This window comes from Aminobacter sp. BE322 (assembly GCF_050433525.1).
In the GTDB taxonomy this organism is placed as follows: domain Bacteria; phylum Pseudomonadota; class Alphaproteobacteria; order Rhizobiales; family Rhizobiaceae; genus Aminobacter.
Genome location: NZ_JBNPXB010000002.1, coordinates 61014 through 87879 on the forward strand (window position 1 = coordinate 61014; position 26866 = coordinate 87879).

The following is a 26866-nucleotide window of genomic DNA, read 5'->3' on the forward strand; positions in this document are numbered from 1 at the left end:
CTTTGGCGCGTGCATTTGAGCCGAGAAAGCCACCGGCACCATCGGCTTTCATCCGCGAACCGCAGGTGTCGGATCGAGATTACGCCACCGGATGCGTCCGACCTCGGCGCCAGCTACAGCTATGTCGACAACCGGACCGTGCTGGTCGACCCGGGCACCCGCAAGATCGTCCAGATCATCGAATAGCGGGCGGCCTGCCGACCATGGCCGGCACGGCGCAGGGAACTGATCCCGCGCGATCCCTGCCGGTGAGGCGGCTGGCAGTTTCCCTGTGAGGCGCATTTCATCCAGGCCCCACCTTCCCATAGGCCCCACTGACTTCGCTTCGGGAACCAGAGTTCCTTCGCGCCGTTGGTGAGTGTCGCCAGATCCGGCCGCGCGAGACAACTCGGGAGAGAGCGATCGGGCCTGCCGCGGCGTGAGTGCGTCGCTACCGTAAAAGAGGCAATGGCGTGACAACCGAGCCGGCCATCCCGAGATTGCAGTCGGTCTCGAAGCGCCATGCCGAGTTGGCGACCGTCCTCGCCATTCCGCTGCTGTTCCTGCTTGCCGGCATGGCGCTCCGCTATGCGGCCTTCGTCTCGTTGTCCGACGAGCCCGGCCTTTCCGCCTATATGCGAGCGCTCTGCAGATGGGATTGCTCCTGGTATCTCGGCATCGCGGAGAAGGGCTACGAAGGATTCCCGATACCGAACCGCAGCAATGTCGGGCGCTGGGCGTTCTTCCCCTTGTATCCGCTGCTGGTCAGGGGCCTTGGCGATCTATCGTCCCTGCCCCTGCTCTGGGCCGCCGTGCTTGCCTCGATGGCTGCCGCCTACGCCGCCTGCCTGGCCGCCTGGCCGCTGCTCGAGAGAGACCTCAGGGCCTACGCGCTCTATTCAGCCTTCCTGCTCGGCGGTCCGCTGTCGTTTCAGTTCACCAGCGTGCTGACGGAGCCGCTCTTCGTCCTGCTGACCTCCTGCGTCTTCCTGGCATTGAAACGCCCGAACTACCTCGCCGCAGGCGCGTTTTCGGCGCTCCTGTCGGCCACGCGGCTGGTGGGGGTCTTCATCGTCGTCGCGACCGTCATCAGGATGTACCAGGACTACCGGTCGCACCACCCGACCGCCGCGCTCGCGTCCTTTCCCGCCTGGGTGCTGGCGAGGCCGCGGCTGCTGGTCGCGATCCTCGTCTCGCCCCTTGGCCTGTTCGCCTACATGCTGTTCCTGCATGTCACGGTCGGCGACGGATTTGCCTTCGTGCATGTGCAACGTGCATTCGGCCGCGTTGCCGGCAATCCTGTCCTTTATCTGTGGGAGGGGATCTCGGCCATGCCGAAAGGCGGCTTCCTGCCGAGCGCGCCGCAATGGAGCGCGCTCGCCGTCATCGTCGGGCTGGCGCTGTGCGCGGCGCTGGCGCTGCGGCGGCAGTATGAGGCGGCGCTGTTCTGCGCACTGTGCATCGTCCTGCCGCTGATCACCAACCTGTCGTCGATGGTCAGATATGTCGGCGCCCTCGCCCCGCTCATCATGCTCTCGGCACAGCTCATGTCACGCCCCGCGCCGCTCTGGCTGGCGGCATTGGTCCTTGCACTAGTCGGATGCTACCTCGTGACGCAAGCCTGGATGGGAGGCCACCTTGCCCTGGTATAGCGGCCCGCGCGCCTTGCGGCTCGCCCGGCTGGGCGGCTACGCGCCGGCAGCCTCGCTGGCCTCGGCCGAGGCAGCCATCCTGGCGGTCGCGCTCAATCCCCGCGTCGACGCCGACTACCGCGCCTTTTACATCGACCGGACCACGACCTGCCTCAATCGCGATTCCTCGGCACGCTACATGTTCGGCGAGACGATCTCGTTTCGCCGCGACGGAGAAAAGCGCGCGACCGGCTTCAAGGTCTGCGGCTGGTCGGGCCCGGCCGGCGACGGCACCCATTCACTGGGCGAAAACTCGAGGCTTCGCCTGGAACTCCCTGGCGTGGGCACCACCGTCGTCGCCACGCTCGAACTCACGCCGGTTCTCCGTCCGCCCCGGTTCGAGCAGCGGGTGCGGTTTCTCGTCAACGGCATTGTCGCCGGGGAGATCCGCCTCAAGGGACCGGAAACGAGGATGGTTTCCTTTGCCGTCCCGTCGGCCGCGCTCGCGCATGGCAGTATCCTCGACGTCACCCTGCAATATCCCGACGCCATGCCGCCCAACCGCTCGGCCAGCGACATCTACAAGCGCGCGATCAAGCTGATCTCGCTGCGCCTCGACGAGCCCGTGGCACGGAGCCGGGCTACCGGCGCTCCCGGCCCGCGAACACCCATCGGCTCAGCAGGATGAAGTTGACGACGGGGACCAGCAGCGACGTCAGGACGATGGGCAATGCCGGAGGCAGCCCGAGCCATCCGACCAGCACCGCGGGGTGGCCGAAGTTGCGGGAGAGCTCGATCAGCCGAAACCGCGGTTCATGCTCCAGGGAGCGCCTGAGGTGCTCCACGCTGCCGTCCCGGCTGCCGTCGTCGACGAAGATCGCCTCCGCCTCGCCGTCCAGCCGGCAGAACAGCTCGCCGATGCGTTCGACCAGCAGCGGCAGGACTTCCTCTTCGTTGTAGACCGGGATGACGAACGAGTATCGAGGCGGTTTCCGCCTCGACCGCACGATCTGGATCGCCTGGTTCCGCATCCGATTCAAATCGACAACGCCGCCGAAAAGTTCCCGCGTCGCGTGCAAATGTCGTCGAACCAGCAGCCTGCCTACTTTGCCGTCCGCCTCCATCCGGCTCAGCAAGGCACCGCCTTGAGGCAGGTCGCCCAAAAGAACAAACCCGGCGTGTTGCCGCCGGGTTTGCACCATTCATTGCATCAGATGATCAGAACGAGGCGTCGAGCCGCAGGAAGCCGCTGAACGAGCCGTCGCGCTCCACGCCGGTGACCGGATCGATACCCTCGTAGCTGTCGCCGTCATTGTAGTTGAGGGCCAGCTTGGCGTTCAGGTTCTCGACGATCTTGTAGTCGATGACGGCGCCGACCGCCCAGTCGTCGTTGCCGAGTTCGACGGTCTCGTTGGTGGCGAAGTCGCCGGCGTGGCGGTCGCCGAAGTACTGGCCGCCGGCGCCGACCGACAGGCGGTCGTTGACGGTGTACTTGACGTAGCCGCCGACCGACCACTCGTAGCCGGAATACGGGGCAAGCAGGCCGAACCAGGTCGCGCCCGTCTCGTAGGTGGCAATCGCCTGCAGCGTCACGGCGTCCGTCGCCTTGACGTTCACGATGCCCTTGAGCGCGACCTCCGAGAAGCGATCGTCATAGCCGGCATAGAGGTTGACCGAGCCCCAGCCCTGGGCGATCGACACCTTGCCGGTGACGAGCGGGACGTAGTCGTAGTTGGTGCGCTCTTCTTCCAGGCCGACCGACACGGCGATGCCGTTGCCGGCGTCGAAGGTATAGCGGATCTGGTTGATGAAGGTGCCGCCGCCCTTGTCGAACTCGCCGTCGACGCCGCCGTCGAACAGCGTGTCGTTGCGGCCGATCATCAGGCCGCCGAGCTCGAAGTAAGCATAGCGGATCCACATGGCGGTGGTGTCGCTGTAGGTGGGCGTGAATTCGCCGCCGTCGTTCTGCCAGTGCAGCTCGATGTAGCGACGGAAGGTGCCGTATTCGGTCTCCGAACGCGCGTCGAGCTTCAGGCGCGCGGCCGAGTACTTCCGCCACCCGTCATCGTTGTCCGACCAGTCGATCTGATAGCGAACCAGGCCGCCTACCTTCAGGCAGGTCTCGGTGCCGGGGATGTAGTAGAACCCCGCGCCATAGACGTCGCAGATGCGGACGTATTGCATCGGTTCCGGCTCGGCGACGACGACAGCGTCGGCCGCACGGGCGCCGGAAACTGCGAGCAGGGCCGCAGCGGAACTGAGAGCAAGTCTCTTGATGTCCATCAAGTATCCTCAAGCAAAAGAAATAAACAACGGCACGAAACCTTTTCTCAATTCGAGAAATACCTCCCGCGCCCTCGGCGACTGGAAACGCGATCAGATCGATCTCCATTTCCAGGAATGGTTCCATATACAGCCGCTGCGATTCTTCAAAAACAAAACATCATTAAGCTCGAAATATTGTATATGATTCTAATATAATAGTGACATAAAGATCACATTTTCTGTACGAATAATACATAATATACATTTGGAACAAACGGAACGTTTATTATTTAAATTACAATCCGTGCGCTCTATTCAGATATTCTCGTGGCTTTTCGGCATGCTGACGACAATCAGGATGTGGCGGAATGTTCCTTCGCCGCGGCTATGACGTCGGCCACGATGTCCTGCTTGAGCAGCTCGATCGGAATGCGGCCGCCGAGCCTGGGCGAAGGCTGGATCATCCAGAACCAGGCAAGCCGCGGATGCGGGATATGCGCAAGCACTTCGCGAATGCCCGACGCGGGTCTTCCGTCGACGAACTGGGCCAGCGGAAACACATGACGCTGGCGGCCCTTGCGCAAGGCGACGACTTCGTTGCCGCGATACCACCGATGCAGGGTCGATCGCGGTATCCGAAGGTGTTCCTCCAGATAGGTCGAGCCCGCCACGCGACCCGCCCAGTCCTCCATGACCATCGCTTCCAGGTCGCCGCTGCTCAGTTGATTTGGGAATGAAGTGCCGGTCGTCGACGCGGCCGGGCTGTTGGCGCCACCGCCGTCGTTCGCCATTCGCGCGGCCTCTGCGGCAAGCGCACGAACGAACTGCGACGCCAGGGTTGCCAGGTCAGGCCGCATGCCCTCCAGGGATTGCAGGCTCAGTTGCGAGGCACAATCCGCAGTCGCCCCGCTTTCGCCAGGGATTTTTCCAGCGGCGAGATACCCATCAAAATGAAATACGTCATTGTTGACAATCTTCTTTATTTCATTTGATAATGACACCGTCAGATCATCTATTATATTAGTAATTCGAGATTGAATCTCTTCATTCATGCTGGTCTATTCCTCCACTTCTTTGGGTGGGTGGATCTCGAATGCCTGTCCTGGAGCTCAATTGACTGTTTGGAGCTCCGGATCCCCTCGGTCGGCTATCGATAGCCGCTGCTAGTTCAACGGCGCTGCTGCAATGGCGAATGGCGCAACGGCCGCCATTGCGGCTTCTGCTCGGAACCACTTCATCGATTTCCTCCCTTCGATGTCGCCTTCCATGATCACCCAGGCGTCCCCGCCCGGGCGGTCGACCTGCCCAGCAGGTACACAAATTCATGCCTACAACGCCTTCCAGGCGGTCCACATGGTCGATCCGGACGATGTCGCGAGCATTGTCGACGAACAGGGCCGCTCTCAACGAGATCCGATGCGCCGCCGCGTCGCATCACGACGGATTGAGAAGTCGTCTCCGGCACTATAATATTCCGGGATGCTCGGTCTGAGGCGCGCATTGGCTTTCTGTCTGGCGGTCATGTTTGCCGCCGGGCTGAGCGTGTCTCCCATCCAGGCCAGCGACATGTCGGTCAAGATGACGACCATGTCGGATATGAGCATGCCGATGGACGGCGACTGCATCGGATGCCCGGACAAGGGGACGGACAACGGCAAGGCCATGCCCTGTCCTTACGCCTGTGCTGTTCCGCTTGCGGGCCTGTTGCCCACACCCGTTGCCTACGACATAGTGGCGCCGCAATCCGAACCGGCTCCGAGCCTGTCGGCCGAGCCGGACGGACGAGCGGCGGTTCCCGACCCTCATCCTCCCAAACCTTTCGCGCTGATCTGAACGGGGAAGCCCCCAGGGCTTCCGAGCGTGTCGCAAACATCCGCCCCCTGCTGGGCCTGATGTGAATTGCCCATGGCCGGCCAGGCTTTCGCCTGTGCACCGCCCATGCACGACCAATGCGGAAGGTTTGGAATGACTGATTTGTTGAATTTCGGCATGTCCCGGAGGGCCCTCCTTCGGGCAGGTGCATGCCTTGCCGTCGCGGCCACTGGCCTGAAGACGAGTGCGGGGAACGCTGCGCCGACGACGGAATATCGGATTGGGCCGGCTCCCGGCCGCGCTCGCCTGAAGGGAAGCGACGCTCCGGAAACGGCCGTCTGGTCCTACGACGGGCGAATCCCCGGCCCGGAGATACGCCTGCGTCAGGGAGTGCCCGTCCGCATCCAGGTCGAGAATGGGCTCGGCGAAGACACGACCGTCCACTGGCACGGCATCAGGCTGCCGAATGCCATGGACGGCGTGCCGGGCCTGACCCAGCCGCCGATCCGGCCGGGGGAGAGCTTCCTCTACGCGTTCACGCCGCCCGATGCCGGCACCTTCTGGTATCACCCCCACGCCAACAGCCTGCAGCAGCTTGGCCGGGGCCTGGCGGGAGCCCTGATCGTCGAGGAGGCGGAGCCGATCGAGGTCGACCGCGACCTTCTCTGGGTGCTCGGCGACTGGCGGCTGGACACGGAAGGGCAGATCGCCCCCGGCTTCGGCAACCCTATGGAAGCGGCGATGTCGGGCCGCGTCGGCAACACGGTGACGCTGAACGGGCGAGCGCCTGCCGACCTGGAAGTGCGGGCCGGCGAGCGCATCCGCCTGCGCCTCGTCAACACTTCGCTCGCCCGCATCATGGCCCTGCGGTTCGAGGGCCACAGGCCCGTCGTCGTCGCCGTCGACGGCCAGCCCTGCGATCCGCATGAGCCGGCGGATGGCCGCCTGCTGCTCGGTCCAGCCATGCGCATCGATCTCGTCATCGACATGCAGGGCGAGCCGGGAAAGCGCTACGCGATCCGCGACGACTTCTACGCAGGGCTCGCCTATGACTTGACCGGCCTCGCCTACTCCGGCCGACCGCCGTTGCGCGAAAACCCGCTCGATGCGCCGCTCCGCCTGCCGCCCAACCCGCTGCCGGAACCGGATGTCCGGGACGCGACACGGCACGAGCTGCTGCTCGAGGGCGGCATGCCCGGCATGAACAACATGCAGGGCGGCGCCGGCATGCAGGGCATGGGCAAGATGATGTCCGGCGGCATGGGCGGCACGACACACGGCCAGGCCGTCTGGTCGATCAACGGCACCGCCATGACCGGCGACGGTCACGCCGGAATGCAGCCGCTCGTGACCCTCGCAAGAGGGCGGAGCCACTTCGTCACCCTGCGCAACCGGACCGCCTGGTGGCATCCGATGCACCTGCACGGCTTCAGCTTCCGGATACTCAGCCGGAACGGTGTGGCCGTCCCCAACAACCAGTGGGCCGACACCGTCCTCATGGCTCCCGACGACAGCGTCGACATCGCCTTCGTCGCCGACAACCCCGGCGACTGGATGCTGCATTGCCATGTCACCGACCACCAGACCGCCGGCCTGATGACGGTTCTCCGCGTGGAATAGCTGGAGAGGACATGACGACAGATTTCACCCGCCCCCGCCAACTCGATCAACGACATCGAAAGGAAGACAAAAATGCTTAGAATTCTCGCCACCATGGCTCTTCTCGCAACCAGCCTCACCGCCGTCCATGCCGCCGAGGTGCGCAAGGCGGTGCTCTACAAGAACCCGCAGTGCAGCTGCTGCGAAGGCTACGCCGACTATCTGCGCCAGAATGGATTCGAGGTGGAGGTCAAGCCGAGCAACGATCTCGCCGAGATCAGCCGCAAGGCCGGCGTGCCGGCCGACTTCCAGGGTTGCCACACGACCTTCGTCGACGGCTACGTCGTCGACGGCCACGTGCCGGTGAAGATCGTCGAGAAGCTGCTCACCGAGCGGCCCGAAATTGCCGGCATTTCGCTTCCCGGCATGCCGATGGGATCGCCGGGCATGGGCGGCGAGAAGACCGAGCCCTTCACTGTCTATGCCCTTCCCAAGACCGGCGGAGAGCCTGCGGTCTATGCGACGGAATGACGGGCGATGAACAGGATGAGTTACTTCTCAGGGCATCCGCCTCTCTTGTGACGGGCCGCAGTGCCGGCACTCTGACTTCGAGGAGGCCCACGGGTCTCCTCGTGGCACGCGATGGCGGGCGTTCGACGCAATGAGATGGCTGAAAATGCCATTGACCTTCCAGCAGCCGAAAGGCCCACCTTTGAACTATGAAAGCCGGAGCCATGGCACATCAAGAACCTGCGCTGGACGAAGCGATCGTCGCGGCATTCAGGGTGGCCATCAGCATCGGACAGGATGACGTCGCCGAACTGCTGCTGCGCGCGCTGGAGTGTCTCTGCGGCGGTCCGGAGAGCGGAGGCGCCAACGCCGCCTACAGGATCATCCTGCGCGCAGAACCAGGCGAGCCCGGCCGCGGAGTTCCGGCTCCCGGCGCCGCCCGCGGCAAGCGACCAACCCACTGAGGAACCGGTTCGATTGAAGTGACCGGCATGCCGAAGCGATCAATTCGCCTGGCTCGGTACACTTCCAACCACAGCACCGATACGATAGTTCCCGCCGAGCCTTGAAGCGAGCCGCGCTCAGCGCGCCGTGACGGCCGGCAGGTTCGCCAGTCCTCCTTCGAAGACATCCCGCACCAGGGCCGCGGTGGCGCGGTCGGCCTCGGCGGGTTCGGCGCTGCCGGCGGGCCGCTGGAACTCGCCCGACCACAGCACCACGCTGCCTCCCGCCTCGCCCGGCTCCACCCACATCTCGGCGACATAGTTGCTGAGCGGCAGGCTGGTCTTGACGATGCGGTAGCGGTACCATTTGCGCGCCTCGTCATAGGCCAGCAGCTCGCTGATGACGAAGCCGCCGCCCTTCACCTGGAATTCCCTGACGGCCAGCGGCTTGCCGTTTTCCCCGACCAGCAGCACGGTCCCCTCGGTTGCCGGGTGCCAGAGATGGATGCCGTCGAAATCCTTGATCGCATCCCAGGCCCGCTGCGGCGCGGCATCGAGGGCGATCCGGGATGCATAGCGCAGAATTGCGCGATCCGGCGTCACGGTGTTCGTGTGCATGGTTCCTCCTCCATGAATTTGACTTCGATGTATAGGCGCCCGAGGCGGCATTGCCGCCCCGGGCATGGTCATCGCTCAGAACGGATAGGCCGGCGGGGCGTTGCGGATCGTCAGCCACTGCCATTGGGTGAACTCGTCTATGTTGCTCGGGCCGCCGATGCTGGTGCCGTTGCCGGAAGCGCCCACCCCGCCGAACGGGTTGATGACCTCGTCGTTCACCGTCTGGTCGTTGATGTGCAGCAGCCCGGCGCGCAGCCGGTCGCCGATCGCCATGGCGCGGCCGATGTCGGGCGAGATCACCGCCGCCGACAGGCCGTATTCGGTACGATTGGCGAGTTCCACCGCCTCGTCGTCGCCGTTGAAGGACGTGACGCAGGCGACGGGCCCGAACACCTCCTCCTCGAAGGCGGCCATGCCCGGCTTGACGCCGGCGAGCACGCTCGGCGCGTAGAACAGCTTGTCATAGGTGCCGCCGGCCAGAAGCCGCGCGCCCTGATCGACCGAGGTCTTCACCACGCGGTCGATATGGTCGAGCTGGGCCTTGTTGATGATCGGGCCGAGCGCGACGTTGTCCGTCGCCGGATTGCCGACCGGCAAGGTCTTCGCCTTTTTGGCGAGCGCTTCGATGAACGCCTCGAAGATCGGCGCCTCGACCAGGATGCGGCCGGACGACATGCAGATCTGGCCCTGGTGCAGCCAGGCGCCCCAGGCGGCGTTCTTCACCGCCAGCTCGAGATCCGCGTCCTTGAGGATGACCAGCGTATTCTTGCCGCCGAGTTCGAGCGACACCTTCTTGAGATGCCGGCTGGCGTTCTCGCCGACGATGCGGCCGGCCTTGGTCGAGCCGGTGAACTGGATCATGGCGATGTTCGGCTCGGCGACGAGTGCCGCACCCGCTTCGCCGGCGCCCGGCAGCACATGCAGGAGCCCCTCGGGCAGGCCGGCCTTTTCGAACAGGGCGGCAAAGACCAGTCCGCCGCAGACCGCCGTGCGCGGATCGGGCTTCAGCACCACGGCATTGCCGACGGCGAGCGCCGGCGCCACCGCGCGCATGGCGAGGTAGAGCGGGAAGTTGAACGGCGAGATGATGCCGACGACGCCGAGCGGGCGGCGGCGGGCGAGGTTCATCCGGCCGGTTTCGGAGGGCAGCACCAGCCCCTGTGGCTGCGAGGCGAGTGCTGCCGCCTCGTTCAGCGCCTTGATGCTGAGCTGCGTCTCGAACTCGGCCTTGCCGCGCGCCGAGCCGCTTTCGCGGATGAGCCATTCGACCACGTCGGCGAAGTGCGTTTCGAGCAGGCTTGCTGCCTTGCGGATGACCGCCGCCCGCGCATCGTAGCTGGCGGAAGCCCAGTCGCGCTGCGCCCTGGCCGCCGTCGCCGACGCCTTGGCGACATTGCCGGCCGATGCCATGCCGATGCGGCCGAGCACCGCGCCCGTCGCCGGCTCGACGATGTCGGCCGCCTGATTGGTCCGCTGCCAGCCGTCAGAATAGACGGTCCCGTCGACGTGCTCGCCCTTGATCAGCCTGGGGGATGAGACTGCCTTGTCCATCTTTTCACTCCTTGTCTTGTGGTTGCGACGCCTGGCCGCCCTGCTTGGCGGCATGGAGCCGCCCATTCCTGGAAAGAAATCCGCGCAGCAGGCTGGCCACCTCGCCCGGACGCTCAATGCACGGCAGATGGCCGGCGCCGGCAATCGTGCGGAAGGTCGCAGCGGGAATTCGCCGCGCCGTGTCGGCAACGAGTTCCGGCGGGGTCGATTGGTCCTCTTCGCCGGCGATCACCAGCGTCGGCGCGGCGATTGCGGCGATCGCGCCGGTCAGGTCGGCGTCGCGCAGCGCCCGGCAAGTGTCGGCATAGCCGGCAGCCGGCGTGCGCTCCAGCATCCGCTGCCAGCCGGCGAAGGCATCTGCCTCGGCCTTGCGGAAGCAAGCGGAGAACCAGCGCTCCATGATCTGGTCGCCGATCGCCGCCACGCCCCGTTGCAGCACGGCCTCGATGCGGGCGTTCCAGGCCTCCGGCGTGCCGATCTTGGCCGCCGTGTCCATCAGCACCAGCTTTTCCACCCGCTCCGGCGCCCGCACCGCGAGCTCCATCGCGATCAGCCCGCCGACCGACAGGCCGCACAGGGCGGCACTCTGCCAGCCGACATGGTCGAGCAGCCCGATGAGGTCGTCCGCATGGCCGGCGATGCCGCCGGGTGACCGTGCGACCTCGCTCAGCCCGTGGCCGCGCTTGTCGTAGAACAAGAGGTCGAAATCGGCGGCGAGCGCGTCGGCGACCTCGTCCCATATCGCCAGGTCCGAGCCGAGCGAATTGGCGAAGACGATCCGGGGGCCGCCCCGGCGGCCGGCGCGGCGAAAATGGAGGACGATGCCGTTGCTTCTGGCGAATGACATGATGTGCGCCCTAGTGCAGGCCGAGATGGCGTTCGAGCAGCTCGGGCTGCGCCAGCAGCTCGACCGGCGTGCCGTCGAACTCGACGCCTCCCTTCGACATCACCACCATCCGGTCGGCGACCTTGGCGAGGTTCTTGATGTCCTTGTCGACGACGATGGTGGCGATGCCCTCGCCGCGGATGACGGCGAGCGTCTTCCAGATCTCTTCCGCCACCAGCGGCGCCAGACCCTCGGTCGCCTCGTCGATGAGGATGATGTCGGGATTGGTCATCAGCGCCCGGCCGATAGTCAGCATCTGCTGCTCGCCGCCGGAAAGCTGGTGGCCGCCATTGCCGCGGCGCTGGGCGAGGCGCGGAAACACCTGCAGCACGCGCTCCAGCGTCCAGCCGCGCTTGCCGTTGCGGCCGGCGCGCGACGCCATGACCAGGTTCTCGATCACCGAAAGCGAGCCGAAGACGCCACGCCCCTCGGGCACGAAGGCAACGCCGGCCAGCGAGATGGCCTCCGGCTTCTTGCCGCGGATCGAACTGCCGTTCAGCTCGATGGTTCCCTGGACACGCGGCACCAGCCCCATCAGCGAGCGCAGCAAGGTGGTCTTGCCCATGCCGTTTCGGCCGATGAGCGCCACCTGCTCGCCGGGGCGCACGGCGAGGCTCACGCCGTGGAGGATCTGGCTCGGCCCGTAGAAGCTCTCGAGCCGCTCGACTGTCAGGAGCATGTTCATGCCACTTCCTCCGCTTCTCCGAGGTAGGCGGCCCGCACCACCGGATCGCGCCTGACGGCGTCGACGGTGCCCGAGGCGATGACCTTGCCGTCGGCCATGACGGTCAGCCGGTCGGCTATGGCGAAGACCGCGTCCATGTCGTGCTCGACCAGGAGAACGCCCCTGCCCGCCTTCAGCGAGGCGATCAGCCCGGTCATGCGGCGCGCCTCGGCGTGCCCCATGCCGGCGAGCGGCTCGTCGAGCAGCACCAGCCGGGGTGCTGTGGCCAGCACCATGGCGACCTCGAGCTGGCGCTGTTCGCCATGGCTCATCGACCGGGCCGGGGTGTCGGCGCGACCTTCGAGGCCGACCTCGGCGAGCGCGGCAATCGCCGCCTCGCGCACGTCGGCGCGGCGCTTGCCGTCGCAGCGCATGGCCAGCGCCCCGGGCCGCGTCGCCTGCGCGGCCAGCCGGGCGTTGTCGAACACCGTGCGGTCGGGGAAGATCGTGGTCTTCTGGTAGGAGCGGCCGATGCCGCCCTGGCAGCGCTGGTGCGGCCCGCTCGCGGTCACGTCGCGGCCATCGAGCAGGATCTTGCCGTCGGTCGGCCTGAGATCTCCCGACAACAGGTTGATGAGCGTCGACTTGCCCGCGCCGTTGGGACCGATGACGGCATGGACCTCGCCTTCGCGCACGCTGAGCGAAACGTCCGCGCAGGCGGTAAGCCCGCCGAAACGCTTGCCGAGGCCACGGGCTTCCAGAACGTCAGCCGGCATTGTTCGCCTCCTTCAGGTTGAGCGCGGGCGTGCCTGCGCGCCTGCCGAGGCCGGCGAGCCGTGCCAGGTCCTGCAGACCGCCGGGCGCGACCAGCACCAGCGCGATGATGATCAGGCCGTAGACGAGCTTCCAATCGTCGATGAAATACTTCAGCCCCTCCTCGAGCCCGGTCACCACCAGGGCGCCGGCCAGCGGCCCGGCGACGCGGCGGGTGCCGCCGAGCACCACCATCACCAGGGCTGTGGCGGAGAGATGCCAGCCGAGCATCTGCGGCGCCACGAAGCCGAACTGGGCCGCCGAGAGATAGCCGGCGAGACCGGCCAGCGCGGCCGACAGCACGAAGGCGACGAGCCGGACGCGGAACACCGGGATGCCGAGCGCCAGCGCCCGCCGCTCGTTGTCGCGCGCCGCCGTCAGGGCGTCGCCGAACGGCGTCGACAGAAGATGCCGGATCAGCCACCACGTCCCTGCCGCTGCTGCCAGGGCGGCAAGGTAAAAGGTCACGGGATTGTCGAGGTCGACGAGCACCGTCTCGCCCACCGACAGCACCGGCTTGACGTACAGGAACAGGCCGTCCGAGCCGCCGCCGACCGGGGTGTCGTGGAACAGGAAGAACAGCATCTCGCCGAAGGCGAGCGTCACCATGATGAAGTAGACGCCGCGCGTCCTGAGCGACAGGAGCCCGATGACCAGCGCCGCGGCGGCGGCAACCGCCACCGCCAGCGGCAGTGTCAGCAGCAACGACGGCGCGTCGTATTCGGGGGCGGCCAGCACCAGCGCATAACCGGCCAGGCCGAAGAAGGCGGCATGACAGAGGCTGACCAGCCCGCCGAAGCCGACGGCGAGGTTCAGCGCCATGGCCAGCGTGCCGAGGATCAGCACCTTGGCCGCGAACTGCACGTAGTAGTCGGGCACCAGCACCGGGAGCATCGCCGCTGCAACGACGGCTGCAAGCAGCGCAAGATGGGTGCGCGAAGACAGGGGTTGCATCTCAGACCTCCCGCTTGCCGAGGATGCCGGTGGGACGCACGATCAGAACCGCGGCCATCAGCACGTAGACGAGGATGCCGGCGAGTTCGGGCATGAACACCTTGCCGAAGGTGTCGATCAGCCCAATCAGCAGCGCGCCGATGGCGGCACCCGGCACCGAGCCGATGCCGCCGAGCACGACCACCACGAAGGACAGGATGAGCATGCCGTCACCCATGCCGGGGAACACCGTCGAGATCGGCGCGATGACAGCGCCGGCCAGTGCGGCAAGCGCGATACCGACGGCGAAGACGTAGCGGTTGACGCTGTCGAACGGGATGCCGAGCGCGCGCGTCATCTCGCGGTTCTCGGCACCGGCGCGCACCACCATGCCGATCCTGGTGCGGCGGATGACCAGGAAGATGCCGACAGCGATCGCCAGGCAAAACAGGCTGACGACAATTCGATAGACCGGATAGTTCAGCACGTCGGTCAGCGGCAGCGAGCCGGAAAGCCATTCCGGCAGCGGCACCGATTGGACGTCGCGGCCGAACAGCATCTGGCGCAGTTCGTCGACGACGAGGATCAGGCCGAAGCTGAGCAGCACCTGCGAGAGGTGGTCGCGGCCGTAGAGCCTGCGGATGAACACGCTCTCCAGCGCCATCCCGACGACGAAGCTGATGGCGAAGGCGCCAAGAATGCCGACGGCGAAATTGCCGGTGGCGACTGTCAGCCACCAGGCGAGATAGGCGCCGAGCATGTAGAAGACGCCGTGCGCGAGGTTGATCACTCCGAGGATGCCGAACACCAGGGTCAGGCCGCTCGCGACGAGAAACAGCACGAGCCCATACTGGACGGCATTGAGGAGCTGGATGGCGAAGGTGCCGATATCCATGACTGTCTCCTGTCCGAGAGGGGAGCGGGCGCATGGCGCCCGCCGTTCAGGCCATGCGGCAGCCGCGCGCGGGGTCCCGCACCGCTTCGCCGGCGACCGAGACGAAGGCATTGCGCCCGTCGCGGACCTCGCGGAGATAGATGTTCTGGATCGGGTTGTGCGCGGGAGAAAAGCTGAGCGGCCCGCGCGGACTGTCGATCTTGGCGCCCGCCATGGCGGCAAACAGCGCCTCGCGCGCCGAGGCATCGCCGCCGGTGGCCACGAGGCCGGCTTCCAGCAGCGCCGCCGCGTCGAAACCCTGGACGGCGTAGATGTCGCCCGCCTCGCCGGTCTTGGCCTGGAAGGCCGACAGGAACGCCTTGTTGGCCGGATTGTCGAGGTCGTCGGCATAATGCAGCGTGGTGCGGATGCCGGTGGCGGCGTCGCCCTGCGCCTTCAGCGTGCCGTCGGTCAGGAAGCCGGTGCCGTAGAGCGGGATCTTGCCCTTGAGGCCGGCAGCGGCATAGTCGGTCACGAACTTCACCGCCCCGCCGCCGGCGAAGAACGCGAACACCGCGTCGGGCTTCAGCGTGGCGATCTGCGTGATCAATGCCTGGAATTCGACTTCCGGGAATGGCAGCGTCAGCGCCTCGACGACCTTGCCGCCGGCCGCCTCGAAGCCTTCGGTGAAGGCGCCGACCATCTGCTGGCCTGCGGTGTAGCGCCAGGTGATGGTGAGCACGTTGCGGTGGCCTTCGTCATACACCACCTTGCCCATCGGATGGGCCGGCTGCCAGTTGGAAAACGAGGTGCGGAAGATGTTTTGCGCGCAAAGCGGGCCCGTCGCCTCGTCGGCGCCGGCATTCGGGATGATCAGCGGCACGCCGGTGTCGCGCGCCACCTTGACCATCGCCATGGCGACGCCGGAATGCACGGTGCCGATCACCACGTCGGCCTTGTCGCGGCTGACCAGCCTGTTCATGTTGTCGGTCGCGGTTTCGGGCTTGGACTCGTCGTCGAGGCGGATGAACTCCACCTTGCGCCCGCCGAGCATCCCGGACTTCTGCTCGACATAGAGGTTGAAGCCGTTCTCGATGAACTGCCCGAGCTTGGCGTAGGTGCCGCTGAAGGGCAGCATCAGCCCGACCTTCAAAGCTGCGCCCTGGGCAATGGCAGGCTTGGGAAATCCGAGGGCAAGGCCTGCGGCGCCGGCTGCCGTTGCGCCGAGAAAGTTCCTGCGCGTCATCGCCAGGGTCTGCGCTGTGGACTTGATGTTGGTCATTTCACACTCCTCCGTTTGTTGTCGTTCGACAGGTTGTCGGTGCGCGAGGCCTCCTCCTCGCTGCACCCAGCCGCAATCGACCCTGGGACCGGGTCGCGCCGGCCCCAGGGCGCAAAGGTTCAATGGCCTCCGGCAAAAGCCTCCACCGGTGCCTGCCGGCGCGTGCGCACCAGGACCACGGCGACGGCCGCGAGCATCAGTGGCACGGCGAGACCGGCGAAATAGCCGCTGGTGCCGCCCGCCTGCAGCAGCCAGCCGCCAGCCGCCGAGCCGACGATGGCGCCGGTGCGGCCGATACCGATCGCCCAGCCGGTGCCGGTGGCGCGCAGTTCGGTCGGATAGGTGCTGGAGATGAGGTAGTTCAGCGCGATCTGCTGGCCGCCGATGCCGAAGCCGGCTGCCGCGACGAGCGCAAAGACCACGGTCCAGTTGGTGTTCACCAGCGCCAGCCCGGCGCAGACCGCGATGCCGATGACGAACATGACCGTCAGCGTGCGGCGGACGTCGATGCGCGGCAGGACGATCGACAGCGGAATGGCGAAGACGATGAAGGCCGCGTTGACCATGACCGTGCCGAGGGCCGCGGTCGGCTGGTCGAGGCCCATGCTGGTCAGCGCCGTCGGCAGCCACAGCAGGAACATGAACCAGGCGATCCAGTTGAGCAGGTAGATGGCCCAGATGGCGATCGTGCTGGTGCGGAACTCCGGGGTGAACAGCGCGCCGACCGACCCCTTTGCGACCGCCGCCGGAACGGTGAAGGCCGTGTCTTGTGCGACCGGCTTTCCGATCATGCGGGCGACGAGGACGCGGGCCCGGGAAACGTCGTCGGGGCGGCCGCGCGAGGCGAGGAACTGGGCCGATTCCGGCAGGAACGCCAGGCAGACCAGCAGCACGGCGAGCGGGATCGCGCCGCCGACGATGTAGATGCCCTGCCAGCCGATGACCGGCATCCAGCCGGCGGCGAGCACGCCGCCGACCATGGCGCCGGCCGGCAGGCCGAGAAGCACGCCGGTGAGGACTGCGCCGCGCAGGCGCGAGGGGCTGTATTCGGCCGCCATCGCGAGCAGCACCGGCGTCGCGCCGCCCATGCCGAGGCCGGTCAGGAAACGCAGCGCCACGATCTGGGTCGGCGACTGGGCAAAGGCGATGGCCAGCGAGAAGACGCCGAACAGCACGATCGAGCCGAGGATGGCGCTGCGGCGGCCGATGCGGTCGCCGATCATGCCGAGGCCCATGGCGCCGAGCGCCATGCCCAGCGTGCCGGAGATGAAGATGTAGGTCATGTCGCCCGGCGACATGCCGAAGGCCTTGGCGATCGCCGGACCGGTATAGGCGATGGCCTGGGTGTCGAAGCCGTCGAGCAGTGCGACGAGAAAGCACAGGAAGAAGACCCGCAGTTGCAGGCCGCTCACCGGCCGTTCGTCGAGCAACTGTCTGATGTCCAGTTTGGCGTTTCGCACTTTCATTCCTCCTGGGGGAACTTGCAGTCGATGGTTCCGGCGAAGCTCCCGCCGCATTCTTTCAAGCGTTCAGCGGCGCGGACCCCTGCCCTGCCGCGAGCCGCCTCAGCCGCTGTCGCCGCCGCCCACCGGCAGGATCGTGCCGGTGATGTAGGAGGCCTCGTCGGAGGCAAGGAACAGGATGGCGTTGGCCTGCTCGGCGAGCGTGCCGTAGCGCTTCATGAAGCTGGTGGCCTTGGTCTGGTCGACCACCTCCTGCATCCAGGCCGCGTCGCGTTCGTCCTGGGCCGAGGTGTTGCGCGGAATGCGGCGCGCCGGCGCCTCGGTGCCACCCGGCGCCACCGCATTGACGCGGATGCCGCGCTCGGCATTCTCCATCGCCATTGCCACCGTCAGCCCGTTGACCGCGCCCTTGGCCGCCGAATAGGGCACGCGGTTGATGCCGCGCGTGGCGATCGACGAGACGTTGACGATCGACCCGCCGCCGGCCTCGATCATCAGCGGCAGCACGGCGCGGCAGCACCACATGGTCGGAAACAGCGACCGGCGGATCTCCGCCTCGATTTGCGTATCGTCGAAATATTCGTAAGGCCGCATCCAGATCGCGCCGCCGACATTGTTGACCAGCACGTCGACGCGTCCGAGCGCGGCGCGCGCCTGCTCGATCGCGCCCAGCGCGCCCGCCCAGCCTTCGAGGTCGGCAAGTATGGCGACCGCCCTGCCGCCGGCCGCCACGATCTCGGCCGCGGCTTCCTTGACCAGGTCGGAGCGGTCGACTAGCGCCACATGCGCGCCCTCGGCCGCCGCTTGCGTAGCCACCTCGCGGCCGATGCCCTGGGCCGCTCCAGTGACGACCATCGCCTTGCCGGCGAAACGCTGCGCCCGGCCGCTCATGCCGCTGCCTCCGCCGCGAGGAACTTCTCGTAGTGGAAGGAGGCCGGCTTGACCCCGATCTTGTCGAAATGCGCCTTCACGGCATCCACCATCGGCGGTGGACCGCAGAGATAGACGTCGGCCTCGCCGTCGTTGAGGTCGGCCGCGCCGAAATGATCGGTGACGAAACCCTTGAGGCTGTGGGCGCTGTCCTTGTCGGCCACGCAGACGTCGTAGCTGAAGTTGGGCATGGCTTCCGCGAAGCGGGCAAGCTTCTCGACCTCGACCATGTCGACGTCGCGCGTCACGCCATAGATCAGCCGCACCGGATGGGCCGGACCGCCCTCGTCGTCGAGATGTTCGAGCATGGCGAGGAAGGGCGCGAGCCCCGTGCCGCCGGCTAGAAACAACGTCGGCCGGCGGATCTCGCGCAGGTAGAACGCGCCCACCGGACCGCGCAGCGTCAGCCTGTCGCCGGACGCCGCCTGGCTGGACAGATAGGTCGACATCAGCCCGCCCGGGATGTTGCGCACCAGGAAGTCGGCGCGGCCGCCCGAGACGCAGGACGAGAACGAATAGGCCCGGCTCTCGGCCGTGCCCGGAACCGACACCTGCATGTACTGGCCGGGCAGGAAGCTGAGCGCCTCCGGCTGGTCGAGCGCCACGGTGAAGCCGATCGTGGTGTCGGAGAGCTTGCGCACGTCGGCGATCTCGGCCTCGAACACCGTCGGTCCGCTCTTGCACAGCGCCGACGTCGCCGGGATGCTGATGACGCAGTCGCTCTCGGGGCGGAACTGGCAGGTCAGCACGAAACCTTCGGAGGCCTCGTCCTCGGTCAGCGCGTCCTCGATGTAGTCGCCCATCCTGAAGCGGCCGGACTCGCACTTGCTCTTGCAGGTGCCGCAGGCGCCGTCGCGGCAGTCCATCGGAATGTTGAGGCGGGCCCGGTAGGCTGCGTCGGCCACGACCTCGTTGCCGTCGCATTCGATGAAGCGGGTGACGCCGTCTTCGAAGTTCAAGGCTATCCTGTGTGCCATGGCTCGATCCTCCCTGGCTGTCAGACGTGGTAGATGTCGATGACGTGGTGGATGTAGTCGTTGGTCAGCACGACCTTCTTGCGGGCGATCTTCAGCCCGCCCTCGCCCTTCTCGAGCGTGTAGAACGACGCTCCGTAGTAGGAATCGGTGGTCTTGTAGCGGAAGTTGAAGGTCAGCCAGTTGAAGCGGACCTGCAGCTTCTCCGCGTCCTGTTCCAGGATCTCGACGTTCGAGATGTGATGGATGGTGCGCGGCTCCGGCAGGCTGGTGGCGCTGGAGCGCTCGGTGCGGATGCGGAAGATGCGGTCCTCCAGCCCCTGCTTGGTGGGATAGTACATCAGCGAGATTTCGGTCTGCGGGTCCTCGACGAGCGTCTCGTCGTCGTCCCAGGACGGCATCCAGAATTCGGCATGCGGGGCGTAGAGCGCGAGCCATTCGTCCCACTGCCGGTCGTCGAGGAAGCGGGCCTCGCGATAGAGGAACTCTTCCACCTCTTGGCGTGAAATGGTCATGACGTCTCCTTCCGCGGACCGTCTTCGGTCCGCGCCGTGCGGGCTTTTTGCTTTGAAAGGGCGGCGCGTTCGGTCCCGCCGCCCGGGGCTCGATCAGTCGGTCGGGTTGCGGCCGATCGCCTTCTCCAGCGTCTCCTTCCAGTATTTGTGCTGGATCACGAACAGCCCCTCGTCCTCGGTCTTGGCCCCGGACAGCAGGGGTTTCAGGCCGATCGCCTTGGCGCCCTCGTCGGCGCCCTCGATCCAGTGCGTGGCGCCGCGGCTGAGGTCGTTCCATGCCGCCTGCCGTGCCTGGTAGCCGATCTGGCAGGAGCGGAACTCCTCGAGGTCGTCGGGTGTCGCCATGCCGGAGGCGTTGAAGAAGTCCTCGTACTGGCGGATGCGGCGGGCGCGTGCCTCGGCACCCTCGCCCTTCGGCGCGATGCAGTAGATGGTGACCTCCGTCTTGTCGACCGAGATGGGGCGGTACATGCGGATCTGCGAAGAGAACTGGTCCATCAGGTAGACGTTGGGGTAGAGGCACAGGTTGCGCGAGCGGTCGATCATCCAGTCGGCCCAGGACTGGCCGAACTGCTCGGTCAGTTCGCCGCGCTTCTCGGCCAGCGGCCGGTCCTCCGGGTTGCTCCAGCGGGTCCAGAGCAGGAGATGGCCATGCTCGAACGAGTAGAAGCCGCCGCCCTGCTTGGCCCAGGACGAGGCGTCCATGGCGCGGGTGACGTCGACGCCGGCGGCGGCCGCCAGCGCGTCCTTGCGATGGTTGGTGGTCGCGGCGTAGTTCCAGTGCACGGACGAGACGTGGTAGCCGTCGGCGCCGTTCTCGGTCTGCAGCTTCCAGTTCCCGTCATAGACATAGGTCGAGCCGCCGCGCAGCACTTCCAGCCCGTCGGGCGACTGGTCGACGATCATGTCGATGATCCGGGCCGCCTCGCCGAGATGCTGTTCGAGCGGCAGCACGTCGGCATTCAGGCTGCCGAACAGAAAGCCGCGATAGCTCTCGAAGCGGGCCACCTTGGTCAGGTCGTGCGAGCCGTTCTTGTTGAACTGCTCGGGATAGCCGGCGCCGTCGGGGTCCTTGGCCTTGAGCAGCTTGCCGCTGTTGGAGAAGGTCCAGCCGTGGAACGGGCAGGTATAGGTGCTTTTGTTGCCGCGCTTGTGGCGGCACACCATCGCACCGCGATGCGAGCAGGCGTTGAGGAAGCAGTGCAGATCGCCCTTGCGGTCGCGCGAGATGACGATCGGCTGGCGGCCGATATGGCCGGTCAGGAAGTCGTTGGCGTTGGGGATCTGGCTTTCATGGGCGAGATAGACCCAGTTGCCTTCCCAGATGTGCCGCATCTCCAGCTCGAACAGGTCGGGATCGGTGAAGATGTCCCGCCGGCAGCGATAGGCGCCGGTGGCGGGGTCGTCGACCACGGCAGCCTCGAGCGTTTCCTCGATGTGCCGGTTGGCGATTGAGTCCAGCATCTTGAAATCCTCCACGAGAGCTTGGCGCGCCGCCTTCTCCTCGGCGCGCCGGTTGCTGCTGTCAGGCCGAAGCGCGCTCGCGCTCGACCACGGTGTCGACGACGCCCTCCTTCTCGGGCACCAGCACGAAGTCGAAGTCGATCGAGGCGAAGGGCTCCTGCACCTGGCGCTCGGCCAGGACCTTGGGATCGCTGACGCGGGTGACCGGCGGGATGAGGTCGTCGCGGGTGCCGAATGCGAAGTCCTCGAACAGGTACTCGTCGCCCTCGATGTTGATCTGCGTGGTCAGGTGGCGGTAGCCGGGCGCCGAGACGAAGAAGTGGATATGCGCCGGACGGTGTCCGTGGCGGCCGAAGGCGAACATCAGCTGCTCGGTCGAGCCATCCGGAGGCGTGGCATAGCCGCTCGGCATGATCGAGCGGAAGCTATAGCGGCCGTTGGCGTCGGTCTGGATGCGGCGGCGCAGGTTGTAGGCGGCCTGCTGCGGATCGAAATGCGAATAGTTGCCGCGCGTGTTGGCGTGCCAGACGTCGACGATGGCGTCGGCGACGGGCTTGCCGTCCTGGTCACGGACCTGGCCCTGCATGAACACGACCTCGCCCTTGTCGGAACCGTCGTCGAGACGCGCGGTGCCCTTGGAGAGCGGCGCGCCGGCGATGTAGAGCGGTCCTTCGATGGTGCGCGAGGTGCCGCCGGCGAGGCCGGCACGGCGCTCCGCCTCGTCGAGGCGCAGGCCGAGGAAATGCTCGAGGCCGATGCCCGGCATGATCAGGCCGAGTTCGTTGTTGCGCGCTGCCTGGCCGAGATAGGCGACCGCGCTCCAGACCTCGTTCATGCTGACGTCGAGGTCGTCGATGGCCGTGAACAGGTCGGCCAGGAGCCGGTTGGCGATGGTCTTCAGGCGCTGGTTGCCGCCTGGCTGGTCGAGACCGCTGGCGCGGCTGGCGAGATCGTCGATGACTGACTTTTCAATGAGCTTGCTGGACATGGGAACCTCCCTTTCTGGCTCGCATTGTTACGTGTTGACTGAACTTTCCCCGCCCGCTCTCCCTTGCCGGCGGAAATCTCTTGCGGCGTCAGGCGCCGTCGTCGGCGATCGCCGAACCGTGCCGGCACAACGCCTTCACCTCGATCTTCATGAACGGAAACAGCGGCAGCCCGGACAGGATCTCGTGCAGCTCGCCCGGCCCGCTGACGTCGAAGATGCTGACATTGGCGTAGCGCCCGGCGATGCGCCAAAGGTGCCGCCACTTGCCGCTCCGCTGCAGTTCCTGTGCCCTGGCCTTCTCCGTCGCCTTGAGGCGATCGGCCACTTCGGCGGGAAGGTCGTGCGGCAGTTCGACGGTCATTTCGACATGGAACAGCATGATGTCACCCAACCACCCGCAGCGACGCGGGCGCCTTGTTGCCGTCGCGGCGGAAGCGGTTGACCGCCGCCTCGTCCAGTTCAATTCCGAGGCCAGGTCCGGCTGGAACCTTGAGCTCGAAGTCGGCATAGCCGAGCGGCTCGGTCAAAAGTTCCTCGGTCAGGAGCAGCGGCCCGAAGAACTCGGTGCCCCATTCGAGGCTGCGAACACCGGCAAACAGATGCGCCGCCGCGATGGTCCCGATCGGGCCTTCGAGCATGGTGCCGCCATAGACGGCGATGCCTGCCGCTTCCGCGATCGAGATCACCTTGCCGGCAGCGAAGAGACCGCCTGCCTGCTCGATCTTGATCGAGAACACGTCGCCGGCGTGCTTTGCGGCAGCCGCAAGCGCGCTTTCGGGACCGGTCAGGATCTCGTCGGCCATCAGGGCTATGGTCGACTTCGCCTGCAGCCGGGCGAGCGGCTCGACGCCATGCACCGGCTGCTCGACCAGCACGCAGCCGGCGTCGGCCAGGGCCGCGATCCCATGCAGCGCCTCGCGCTCGCGCCAGGCCATGTTGACGTCGACGCGGACGCTGGCGAAGTCCGGCAGCGCCTTGCGGATCGCCGCCACATGCGACACGTCCTGGTCCACCGGACGCTTGCCGATCTTGAGCTTGAAATCCTTGTGGCGGCGGGCCTCCAGCATGCGCTGGGCCTCGTCGATGTCCTTCGCCGTGTCGCCCGAGGCCAGCGTCCAGGCCACCGGCAGGCTGTCGCGCCGGCGACCACCCAGCAATTCCGACAGCGGCAGGCCGAAGCGGCGCGCCTGTGCGTCGAGCAGCGCCGTCTCGATCGCGCATTTGGCGAAGTGGTTGCCCTTCACCGCGGCATTGACCGTGTCCATCGCCAGCCCGACGCGGGTTGCGTCCGCACCGACGAGCAGCGGCGCGATGTAGCGGTCGATGGTGAGCTTCATGCTCTCGGGGCTTTCCGACCCGTAGGCCAGGCCGCCGATCGTCGTGCCTTCGCCGAGCCCGACGACGTCATCGGAGCAGCGCAGCCTGACGATCATCATCGTCTGGCCGCTCATCGTAACCATCGACAGCGCATGCGGCCGGATGGTGGGCAGATCAAGGATAAGCGTCTCGATCTCGATGATGCGGATGTCGGATTTCACGGATAGTCTCCTCCGAAACTCTCGCCATGACGCTAGCCCTGAGACGGCAAAGGGTCCAAGACTATCTCGGTCGGATTCGATACCCGGAAGGTATAGTGCCATGGACATGCGCCAGCTCCGCTATTTCGTCGCCGTCGCCCGCGAGCGCAATTTCTCAAGGGCCGCTGAGGTCCTGCACATCGCGCAGCCGCCGCTCAGCCGGCAGATCCAGCAACTGGAAGATACCTTGGGAGCAACATTGATAGACCGCTCCAGCCGGCCGCTGGCGCTCACCGATGCCGGCCGCTTCTTCTACGAGCAGGCGACCCAGATCCTGGCTAGGATGGAGCACATCCGCGAGCAGACGCGCCGCATCGCGCAGTCGCGCCGCGAGATCTTCATCATCGGTTGCGTCGGCTCCACCCTCTACAGCGGCATCCCCGATCTCGTCCGGCGCATGCGCGAGCGCTGGCCCGAGCTCGGCATCGAGATCCGCGAAATGATGTCGGTGGAGCAGATCGCGGCACTCAAGGACGGTCGCATCGATCTCGGCTTCGGTCGGGTGCGGCTGAGCGACCCGGATGTCGAGCGCATCACATTGCGCGAGGAAAGGCTGGTGGTCGCCTTCCCGAAGGGCCACCCCAAATCGCTGTCGCCCGAGCCGATGGCGCTCCGCGACATCGCCGGCGAGACGCTGGTGATCTACCCCTCCAAGCCGCGTCCGAGCTTCGCCGACGAAGTGCTGGCGCTGTTCGCCGACCTCAACGTCGAGCCCGGGGTGGTGGAGGAAGTGCGCGAGATCCAGACCGCGCTCGGGCTGGTCGCGGCCGCCATCGGCGTCTGCATCCTGCCGGTGGCGGCGCAACGCCAGCGTACCGACGACGTCTGCTACCGCATATTGTCCGACGAAACCGCCACCTCGCCGGTGATCATGAGCTACCGGCGCAATGACCGCTCGGGCCGCATCGAGGAGATCAAGGGCCTGATCCGGGAAATGTATGCCGACAACCCGCCCTGGCTGCGCCTGTCAAACGTCACGTGGTAGGCGGGCGGCCTGCATCGCCGCACGCAGCCGCGCCGCCCCTTCGTCGTAGCCCGCCCGTTCCGCCTCATCGAGCGCGGTCGCGCAATCGTCGATCCGCGTCCGCAGGAAGGGATCGGCACCGGCGGCGACATGGCGCAGATCGACGGCAAGCTCGAGGTCACGTGCGGCGCGCGCTGCTCCTACGCCGGGACGTCTTCCGCGCTCGCGGTTCAGGGCCGCGATCTCTTCCACAGGCAGCGAGAACAGTGCCACCGGCACGCCTAGACTATGACATATGCATGCAGAATATTGCATGTAAGCATTTCGCGATTTGAACGGTTGAGACGAATTTCTCTCCGGCGTATTGCGGAGGACGTATCGACTGCCGGCGTGATCGCGGAAGCGGCGCCTGCGAGCCGTGGCCGGGCGCCCGCCTGGAGGGGAGACAGCATGCGTTTGCTCAAGGCCATCGCCGTCGCGGTCGTTGGCGCGGTTCTGGGGATTGCGGTCGCACGGGCCGGCACCCCGCCCGACACGCTCGTCGTGGCGGATGCGATCGACGACGTCATGACCCTCGATCCCGGCGAGATCGGCGAAGTCGGCGGCGTGCTGACCAGCAGCCAGATCTACCAGCCGCTCGTCAGCTTCGACCCCAACGACCCGGCCAAGATCGTCGGCGTGCTGGCCAGGAGCTGGTCGGTTTCGCCGGACGGCAAGACCTTCACCTTCAAGATCACCCCGGGCGCCAGGTTCGCGTCCGGCAACCCGGTAACGGCCTACGACGCCGAATATTCGCTGCGCCGTGTGATCCACCTCAAGTCGCGCTCGTCCTTCATCATCGGCCAGTTCGGCTTTTCGCCGGACAATGTCGACGACCGCATCAAGGCCCTCGATGAAAGCACGCTGGTGATCCAGGTCGCCGACATCTATTCGCCGAGCTTCCTGCTCTATTGCCTGTCGTCCTATATGGGCGGCATCGTCGACAGCAAGCTGGTCAAGTCGAAGGAGGTGAACGGCGACTACGGCAATGGCTGGCTCAAGGCCAGCAACTCCGCCGGCTCAGGCCCCTTCGCGCTTGCCAAATGGGAGCCCAAGCAGTCGATCCTGCTCGAGCGCAACCCAAACTATCGGGGCGACAAGCCCGGCATAGACCGCATCCTCATTCGCCACGTCGCCGAAAGCACCGACCAGCGCCGCATGCTGGAAGCCGGCGAGGTCGATATCGCCAACAGGCTGCGGCCGGACGATCTAGACGCGGTCGAAAAGAACCCGGGCCTGTTCACCATGTATGGCCGTTCCGGCAACATCTACTACATGGGCCTCAACGTCCGGAACCAGTATCTCGCCAATCCCAAGGTGGTGCAGGCGATGAAATACCTGGTCGACTACAAGGGGATCGCCGATGCGGTGTCGCGCGGCACCATGGAGGTGCACCAGACGCTGGTGCCGAAGGGTTTTCTCGGCGCGGTCGACTACAACCCCTACAGCTACGACGTCGAGAAGGCCAAGGCGCTGCTGGCCGAAGGCGGGGTCACCGGCGATTTCTCGCTCGACATGGTGGTCTGGGACACCCTGCCCTACACCGACTTCGCCAAGGCCATCCAGGCCAACATGGCCAAGGCCGGCCTGACGCTCAATCTCGTGGTCGTCGACGGGCAGCAATGGCTGAAGCGTTATCGCGAGCACGACCTCGACATCTGGCTCGGCCTGTGGGGGCCGGACTATCCCGACCCGCACTCCAACGCCAAGGCCTTCGTGGTGAACAAGCAGGACGCCCCGGACGGCTCCGAGAGCCTGGCCGACCGCTTCGGCTGGAATTCCCGCGGCCTTTCGGCCGATGCGATGGCGGCCGTCCGCGAACAGGACACCGCCAAGCGCAAGGCCATGTACGAGGCGATCCAGAAGGTCCATACCGACACGTCCCCCTTCATCTTCATGTTCCAGGAGGTGCGCAAGGTGGCCGTGAGCGCCAGGGTCAAGGGCCTGGTGATGGGCACGACCTTCTCCGACGACCGCTACTCGGCCGTCTCGAAGACGCCGTAAGCGTCCCGTCGATCACCCTCGGGCAACACGACCCGGTGTCACCGGCCGGGCGACCGCCCGCTTCGGCTTCGCCCGGCACGGGATGTCC

Annotated in this window: 29 protein-coding genes; 9 read left to right on the plus strand and 20 right to left on the minus strand. The window is 66.3% G+C overall.

Annotated features, from left to right (window positions below; all coding sequences use genetic code 11):
- Positions 1 to 15 precede the first annotated feature (15 nt).
- The 3 genes from J2X50_RS04335 to J2X50_RS04345 all read left to right on the plus strand — a co-directional run bounded on the left by J2X50_RS04335 (position 16) and on the right by J2X50_RS04345 (position 2298).
- Positions 16 to 186 (plus strand): hypothetical protein, encoded by a 171-nt coding sequence (locus tag J2X50_RS04335; RefSeq protein WP_429091989.1) that lies wholly within the window; start codon positions 16 to 18, stop codon positions 184 to 186.
- A 266-nt stretch (positions 187 to 452) separates the two neighbouring features.
- The gene (locus J2X50_RS04340) at positions 453 to 1631 is read left to right on the plus strand and encodes a hypothetical protein (protein ID WP_429091991.1); all 1179 of its coding nucleotides are present in this window, start codon (positions 453 to 455) and stop codon (positions 1629 to 1631) included.
- Complete coding sequence (locus J2X50_RS04345; protein WP_429091993.1) at positions 1618 to 2298, plus strand: hypothetical protein; 681 nt, start codon at positions 1618 to 1620, stop codon at positions 2296 to 2298. Before J2X50_RS04340 ends, J2X50_RS04345 begins: the two co-directional genes overlap by 14 nt.
- Here J2X50_RS04345 and J2X50_RS04350 read toward each other — a convergent pair.
- The 3 genes from J2X50_RS04350 to J2X50_RS04360 all read right to left on the minus strand — a co-directional run bounded on the left by J2X50_RS04350 (position 2252) and on the right by J2X50_RS04360 (position 4927).
- Entirely contained in the window at positions 2252 to 2812 is a 561-nt protein-coding gene (locus J2X50_RS04350; protein WP_429091996.1) for a glycosyltransferase, read from the minus strand. The genes J2X50_RS04345 and J2X50_RS04350 overlap by 47 nt on opposite strands.
- Positions 2813 to 2828: 16 nt before the next feature.
- Positions 2829 to 3893, minus strand: a complete 1065-nt coding sequence (locus J2X50_RS04355) for a porin (RefSeq protein WP_429091998.1) — start codon at positions 3891 to 3893, stop codon at positions 2829 to 2831.
- 335 nt (positions 3894 to 4228) lie between these two features.
- Positions 4229 to 4927, minus strand: coding sequence for a hypothetical protein (locus J2X50_RS04360; protein WP_429092000.1), 699 nt, complete (start codon positions 4925 to 4927; stop codon positions 4229 to 4231).
- A gap of 427 nt (positions 4928 to 5354) precedes the next feature.
- Here J2X50_RS04360 and J2X50_RS04365 point away from each other — a divergent pair, with 427 nt between their 5' ends.
- The 4 genes from J2X50_RS04365 to J2X50_RS04380 all read left to right on the plus strand — a co-directional run bounded on the left by J2X50_RS04365 (position 5355) and on the right by J2X50_RS04380 (position 8260).
- Positions 5355 to 5708: a hypothetical protein gene (locus tag J2X50_RS04365; RefSeq protein ID WP_429092002.1), complete on the plus strand. Its 354-nt coding sequence runs from the start codon at positions 5355 to 5357 to the stop codon at positions 5706 to 5708.
- Between the two features lie 132 nt (positions 5709 to 5840).
- A complete protein-coding gene (locus tag J2X50_RS04370) occupies positions 5841 to 7307 on the plus strand; it encodes a multicopper oxidase family protein (RefSeq protein WP_429092004.1) in 1467 nt (488 codons plus the stop codon).
- A 93-nt stretch (positions 7308 to 7400) separates the two neighbouring features.
- Positions 7401 to 7817 carry a DUF411 domain-containing protein gene (locus tag J2X50_RS04375; protein ID WP_429092819.1) on the plus strand — a complete coding sequence of 139 codons (417 nt, stop codon included), beginning with the start codon at positions 7401 to 7403 and terminating at the stop codon, positions 7815 to 7817.
- A gap of 203 nt (positions 7818 to 8020) precedes the next feature.
- Complete coding sequence (locus tag J2X50_RS04380; RefSeq protein ID WP_429092007.1) at positions 8021 to 8260, plus strand: hypothetical protein; 240 nt, start codon at positions 8021 to 8023, stop codon at positions 8258 to 8260.
- A gap of 117 nt (positions 8261 to 8377) precedes the next feature.
- Here J2X50_RS04380 and J2X50_RS04385 read toward each other — a convergent pair whose 3' ends face one another.
- From J2X50_RS04385 to J2X50_RS04460, 16 genes are all read right to left on the minus strand, one after another.
- Positions 8378 to 8857, minus strand: a complete 480-nt coding sequence (locus J2X50_RS04385) for an SRPBCC family protein (RefSeq protein WP_429092010.1) — start codon at positions 8855 to 8857, stop codon at positions 8378 to 8380.
- A gap of 75 nt (positions 8858 to 8932) precedes the next feature.
- The gene (locus J2X50_RS04390; RefSeq protein ID WP_429092013.1) at positions 8933 to 10408 is read right to left on the minus strand and encodes a benzaldehyde dehydrogenase; all 1476 of its coding nucleotides are present in this window, start codon (positions 10406 to 10408) and stop codon (positions 8933 to 8935) included.
- 4 nt (positions 10409 to 10412) lie between these two features.
- Positions 10413 to 11255 carry a 3-oxoadipate enol-lactonase gene (gene pcaD, locus J2X50_RS04395; RefSeq protein ID WP_429092016.1) on the minus strand — a complete coding sequence of 281 codons (843 nt, stop codon included), beginning with the start codon at positions 11253 to 11255 and terminating at the stop codon, positions 10413 to 10415.
- Positions 11256 to 11265: 10 nt separating this feature from the next.
- The gene (locus J2X50_RS04400) at positions 11266 to 11979 is read right to left on the minus strand and encodes an ABC transporter ATP-binding protein (RefSeq protein WP_429092019.1); all 714 of its coding nucleotides are present in this window, start codon (positions 11977 to 11979) and stop codon (positions 11266 to 11268) included.
- Positions 11976 to 12734 (minus strand): ABC transporter ATP-binding protein, encoded by a 759-nt coding sequence (locus J2X50_RS04405; protein ID WP_429092022.1) that lies wholly within the window; start codon positions 12732 to 12734, stop codon positions 11976 to 11978. The genes J2X50_RS04400 and J2X50_RS04405 overlap by 4 nt, the downstream gene beginning before the upstream one ends.
- Positions 12724 to 13725 carry a branched-chain amino acid ABC transporter permease gene (locus J2X50_RS04410; RefSeq protein ID WP_429092025.1) on the minus strand — a complete coding sequence of 334 codons (1002 nt, stop codon included), beginning with the start codon at positions 13723 to 13725 and terminating at the stop codon, positions 12724 to 12726. The genes J2X50_RS04405 and J2X50_RS04410 overlap by 11 nt, the downstream gene beginning before the upstream one ends.
- A gap of 1 nt (position 13726) precedes the next feature.
- Complete coding sequence (locus J2X50_RS04415; RefSeq protein WP_429092028.1) at positions 13727 to 14599, minus strand: branched-chain amino acid ABC transporter permease; 873 nt, start codon at positions 14597 to 14599, stop codon at positions 13727 to 13729.
- A gap of 46 nt (positions 14600 to 14645) precedes the next feature.
- Positions 14646 to 15860 carry an ABC transporter substrate-binding protein gene (locus tag J2X50_RS04420; RefSeq protein WP_429092031.1) on the minus strand — a complete coding sequence of 405 codons (1215 nt, stop codon included), beginning with the start codon at positions 15858 to 15860 and terminating at the stop codon, positions 14646 to 14648.
- 119 nt (positions 15861 to 15979) lie between these two features.
- Complete coding sequence (locus J2X50_RS04425) at positions 15980 to 17320, minus strand: MFS transporter (RefSeq protein ID WP_429092034.1); 1341 nt, start codon at positions 17318 to 17320, stop codon at positions 15980 to 15982.
- A 105-nt stretch (positions 17321 to 17425) separates the two neighbouring features.
- Positions 17426 to 18214: a 1,6-dihydroxycyclohexa-2,4-diene-1-carboxylate dehydrogenase gene (locus J2X50_RS04430; RefSeq protein WP_429092036.1), complete on the minus strand. Its 789-nt coding sequence runs from the start codon at positions 18212 to 18214 to the stop codon at positions 17426 to 17428.
- Positions 18211 to 19230 (minus strand): benzoate 1,2-dioxygenase electron transfer component BenC, encoded by a 1020-nt coding sequence (gene benC, locus J2X50_RS04435; RefSeq protein WP_429092039.1) that lies wholly within the window; start codon positions 19228 to 19230, stop codon positions 18211 to 18213. The genes J2X50_RS04430 and benC overlap by 4 nt, the downstream gene beginning before the upstream one ends.
- Positions 19231 to 19250: 20 nt before the next feature.
- Positions 19251 to 19742 carry a benzoate 1,2-dioxygenase small subunit gene (benB, locus tag J2X50_RS04440; protein WP_347965907.1) on the minus strand — a complete coding sequence of 164 codons (492 nt, stop codon included), beginning with the start codon at positions 19740 to 19742 and terminating at the stop codon, positions 19251 to 19253.
- Between the two features lie 93 nt (positions 19743 to 19835).
- Positions 19836 to 21206 (minus strand): benzoate 1,2-dioxygenase large subunit, encoded by a 1371-nt coding sequence (gene benA, locus J2X50_RS04445; protein ID WP_429092041.1) that lies wholly within the window; start codon positions 21204 to 21206, stop codon positions 19836 to 19838.
- Between the two features lie 61 nt (positions 21207 to 21267).
- Entirely contained in the window at positions 21268 to 22194 is a 927-nt protein-coding gene (catA, locus tag J2X50_RS04450; protein WP_429092044.1) for a catechol 1,2-dioxygenase, read from the minus strand.
- An 88-nt stretch (positions 22195 to 22282) separates the two neighbouring features.
- Positions 22283 to 22573, minus strand: a complete 291-nt coding sequence (catC, locus tag J2X50_RS04455) for a muconolactone Delta-isomerase (RefSeq protein WP_429092047.1) — start codon at positions 22571 to 22573, stop codon at positions 22283 to 22285.
- Between the two features lie 4 nt (positions 22574 to 22577).
- Entirely contained in the window at positions 22578 to 23732 is a 1155-nt protein-coding gene (locus J2X50_RS04460) for a muconate/chloromuconate family cycloisomerase (protein ID WP_429092050.1), read from the minus strand.
- A 100-nt stretch (positions 23733 to 23832) separates the two neighbouring features.
- Between J2X50_RS04460 and J2X50_RS04465 the strand changes: the two genes are divergently transcribed.
- Positions 23833 to 24756 carry a LysR family transcriptional regulator gene (locus J2X50_RS04465; protein WP_429092052.1) on the plus strand — a complete coding sequence of 308 codons (924 nt, stop codon included), beginning with the start codon at positions 23833 to 23835 and terminating at the stop codon, positions 24754 to 24756.
- Here J2X50_RS04465 and J2X50_RS04470 read toward each other — a convergent pair.
- Complete coding sequence (locus J2X50_RS04470; RefSeq protein WP_429092055.1) at positions 24739 to 25008, minus strand: hypothetical protein; 270 nt, start codon at positions 25006 to 25008, stop codon at positions 24739 to 24741. The genes J2X50_RS04465 and J2X50_RS04470 overlap by 18 nt on opposite strands.
- Positions 25009 to 25185: 177 nt before the next feature.
- On the opposite strand from J2X50_RS04470, the gene J2X50_RS04475 reads away from it, so the two are divergent.
- A complete protein-coding gene (locus tag J2X50_RS04475) occupies positions 25186 to 26778 on the plus strand; it encodes an ABC transporter substrate-binding protein (protein ID WP_429092058.1) in 1593 nt (530 codons plus the stop codon).
- The last annotated feature ends 88 nt before the right edge of the window (positions 26779 to 26866 follow it).

Excerpts from the sequence above, each read along its gene's own strand:
- J2X50_RS04350 (WP_429091996.1), bottom strand. The coding sequence starts at position 2,812 with ATGGTGCAAACCCGGCGGCAACACGCCGGGTTTGTTCTTTTGGGCGAC.
- J2X50_RS04355 (WP_429091998.1), bottom strand. The coding sequence starts at position 3,893 with ATGGACATCAAGAGACTTGCTCTCAGTTCCGCTGCGGCCCTGCTCGCA.
- J2X50_RS04360 (WP_429092000.1), bottom strand. The coding sequence starts at position 4,927 with ATGAATGAAGAGATTCAATCTCGAATTACTAATATAATAGATGATCTG.
- J2X50_RS04365 (WP_429092002.1), top strand. The coding sequence starts at position 5,355 with ATGCTCGGTCTGAGGCGCGCATTGGCTTTCTGTCTGGCGGTCATGTTT.
- J2X50_RS04370 (WP_429092004.1), top strand. The coding sequence starts at position 5,841 with ATGACTGATTTGTTGAATTTCGGCATGTCCCGGAGGGCCCTCCTTCGG.
- J2X50_RS04375 (WP_429092819.1), top strand. The coding sequence starts at position 7,401 with ATGGCTCTTCTCGCAACCAGCCTCACCGCCGTCCATGCCGCCGAGGTG.
- J2X50_RS04380 (WP_429092007.1), top strand. The coding sequence starts at position 8,021 with ATGGCACATCAAGAACCTGCGCTGGACGAAGCGATCGTCGCGGCATTC.
- J2X50_RS04385 (WP_429092010.1), bottom strand. The coding sequence starts at position 8,857 with ATGCACACGAACACCGTGACGCCGGATCGCGCAATTCTGCGCTATGCA.
- J2X50_RS04390 (WP_429092013.1), bottom strand. The coding sequence starts at position 10,408 with ATGGACAAGGCAGTCTCATCCCCCAGGCTGATCAAGGGCGAGCACGTC.
- pcaD (WP_429092016.1), bottom strand. The coding sequence starts at position 11,255 with ATGTCATTCGCCAGAAGCAACGGCATCGTCCTCCATTTTCGCCGCGCC.
- J2X50_RS04400 (WP_429092019.1), bottom strand. The coding sequence starts at position 11,979 with ATGAACATGCTCCTGACAGTCGAGCGGCTCGAGAGCTTCTACGGGCCG.
- J2X50_RS04405 (WP_429092022.1), bottom strand. The coding sequence starts at position 12,734 with ATGCCGGCTGACGTTCTGGAAGCCCGTGGCCTCGGCAAGCGTTTCGGC.
- J2X50_RS04410 (WP_429092025.1), bottom strand. The coding sequence starts at position 13,725 with ATGCAACCCCTGTCTTCGCGCACCCATCTTGCGCTGCTTGCAGCCGTC.
- J2X50_RS04415 (WP_429092028.1), bottom strand. The coding sequence starts at position 14,599 with ATGGATATCGGCACCTTCGCCATCCAGCTCCTCAATGCCGTCCAGTAT.
- J2X50_RS04420 (WP_429092031.1), bottom strand. The coding sequence starts at position 15,860 with ATGACCAACATCAAGTCCACAGCGCAGACCCTGGCGATGACGCGCAGG.
- J2X50_RS04430 (WP_429092036.1), bottom strand. The coding sequence starts at position 18,214 with ATGAGCGGCCGGGCGCAGCGTTTCGCCGGCAAGGCGATGGTCGTCACT.
- benC (WP_429092039.1), bottom strand. The coding sequence starts at position 19,230 with ATGGCACACAGGATAGCCTTGAACTTCGAAGACGGCGTCACCCGCTTC.
- benB (WP_347965907.1), bottom strand. The coding sequence starts at position 19,742 with ATGACCATTTCACGCCAAGAGGTGGAAGAGTTCCTCTATCGCGAGGCC.
- benA (WP_429092041.1), bottom strand. The coding sequence starts at position 21,206 with ATGCTGGACTCAATCGCCAACCGGCACATCGAGGAAACGCTCGAGGCT.
- catA (WP_429092044.1), bottom strand. The coding sequence starts at position 22,194 with ATGTCCAGCAAGCTCATTGAAAAGTCAGTCATCGACGATCTCGCCAGC.
- catC (WP_429092047.1), bottom strand. The coding sequence starts at position 22,573 with ATGCTGTTCCATGTCGAAATGACCGTCGAACTGCCGCACGACCTTCCC.
- J2X50_RS04465 (WP_429092052.1), top strand. The coding sequence starts at position 23,833 with ATGGACATGCGCCAGCTCCGCTATTTCGTCGCCGTCGCCCGCGAGCGC.
- J2X50_RS04475 (WP_429092058.1), top strand. The coding sequence starts at position 25,186 with ATGCGTTTGCTCAAGGCCATCGCCGTCGCGGTCGTTGGCGCGGTTCTG.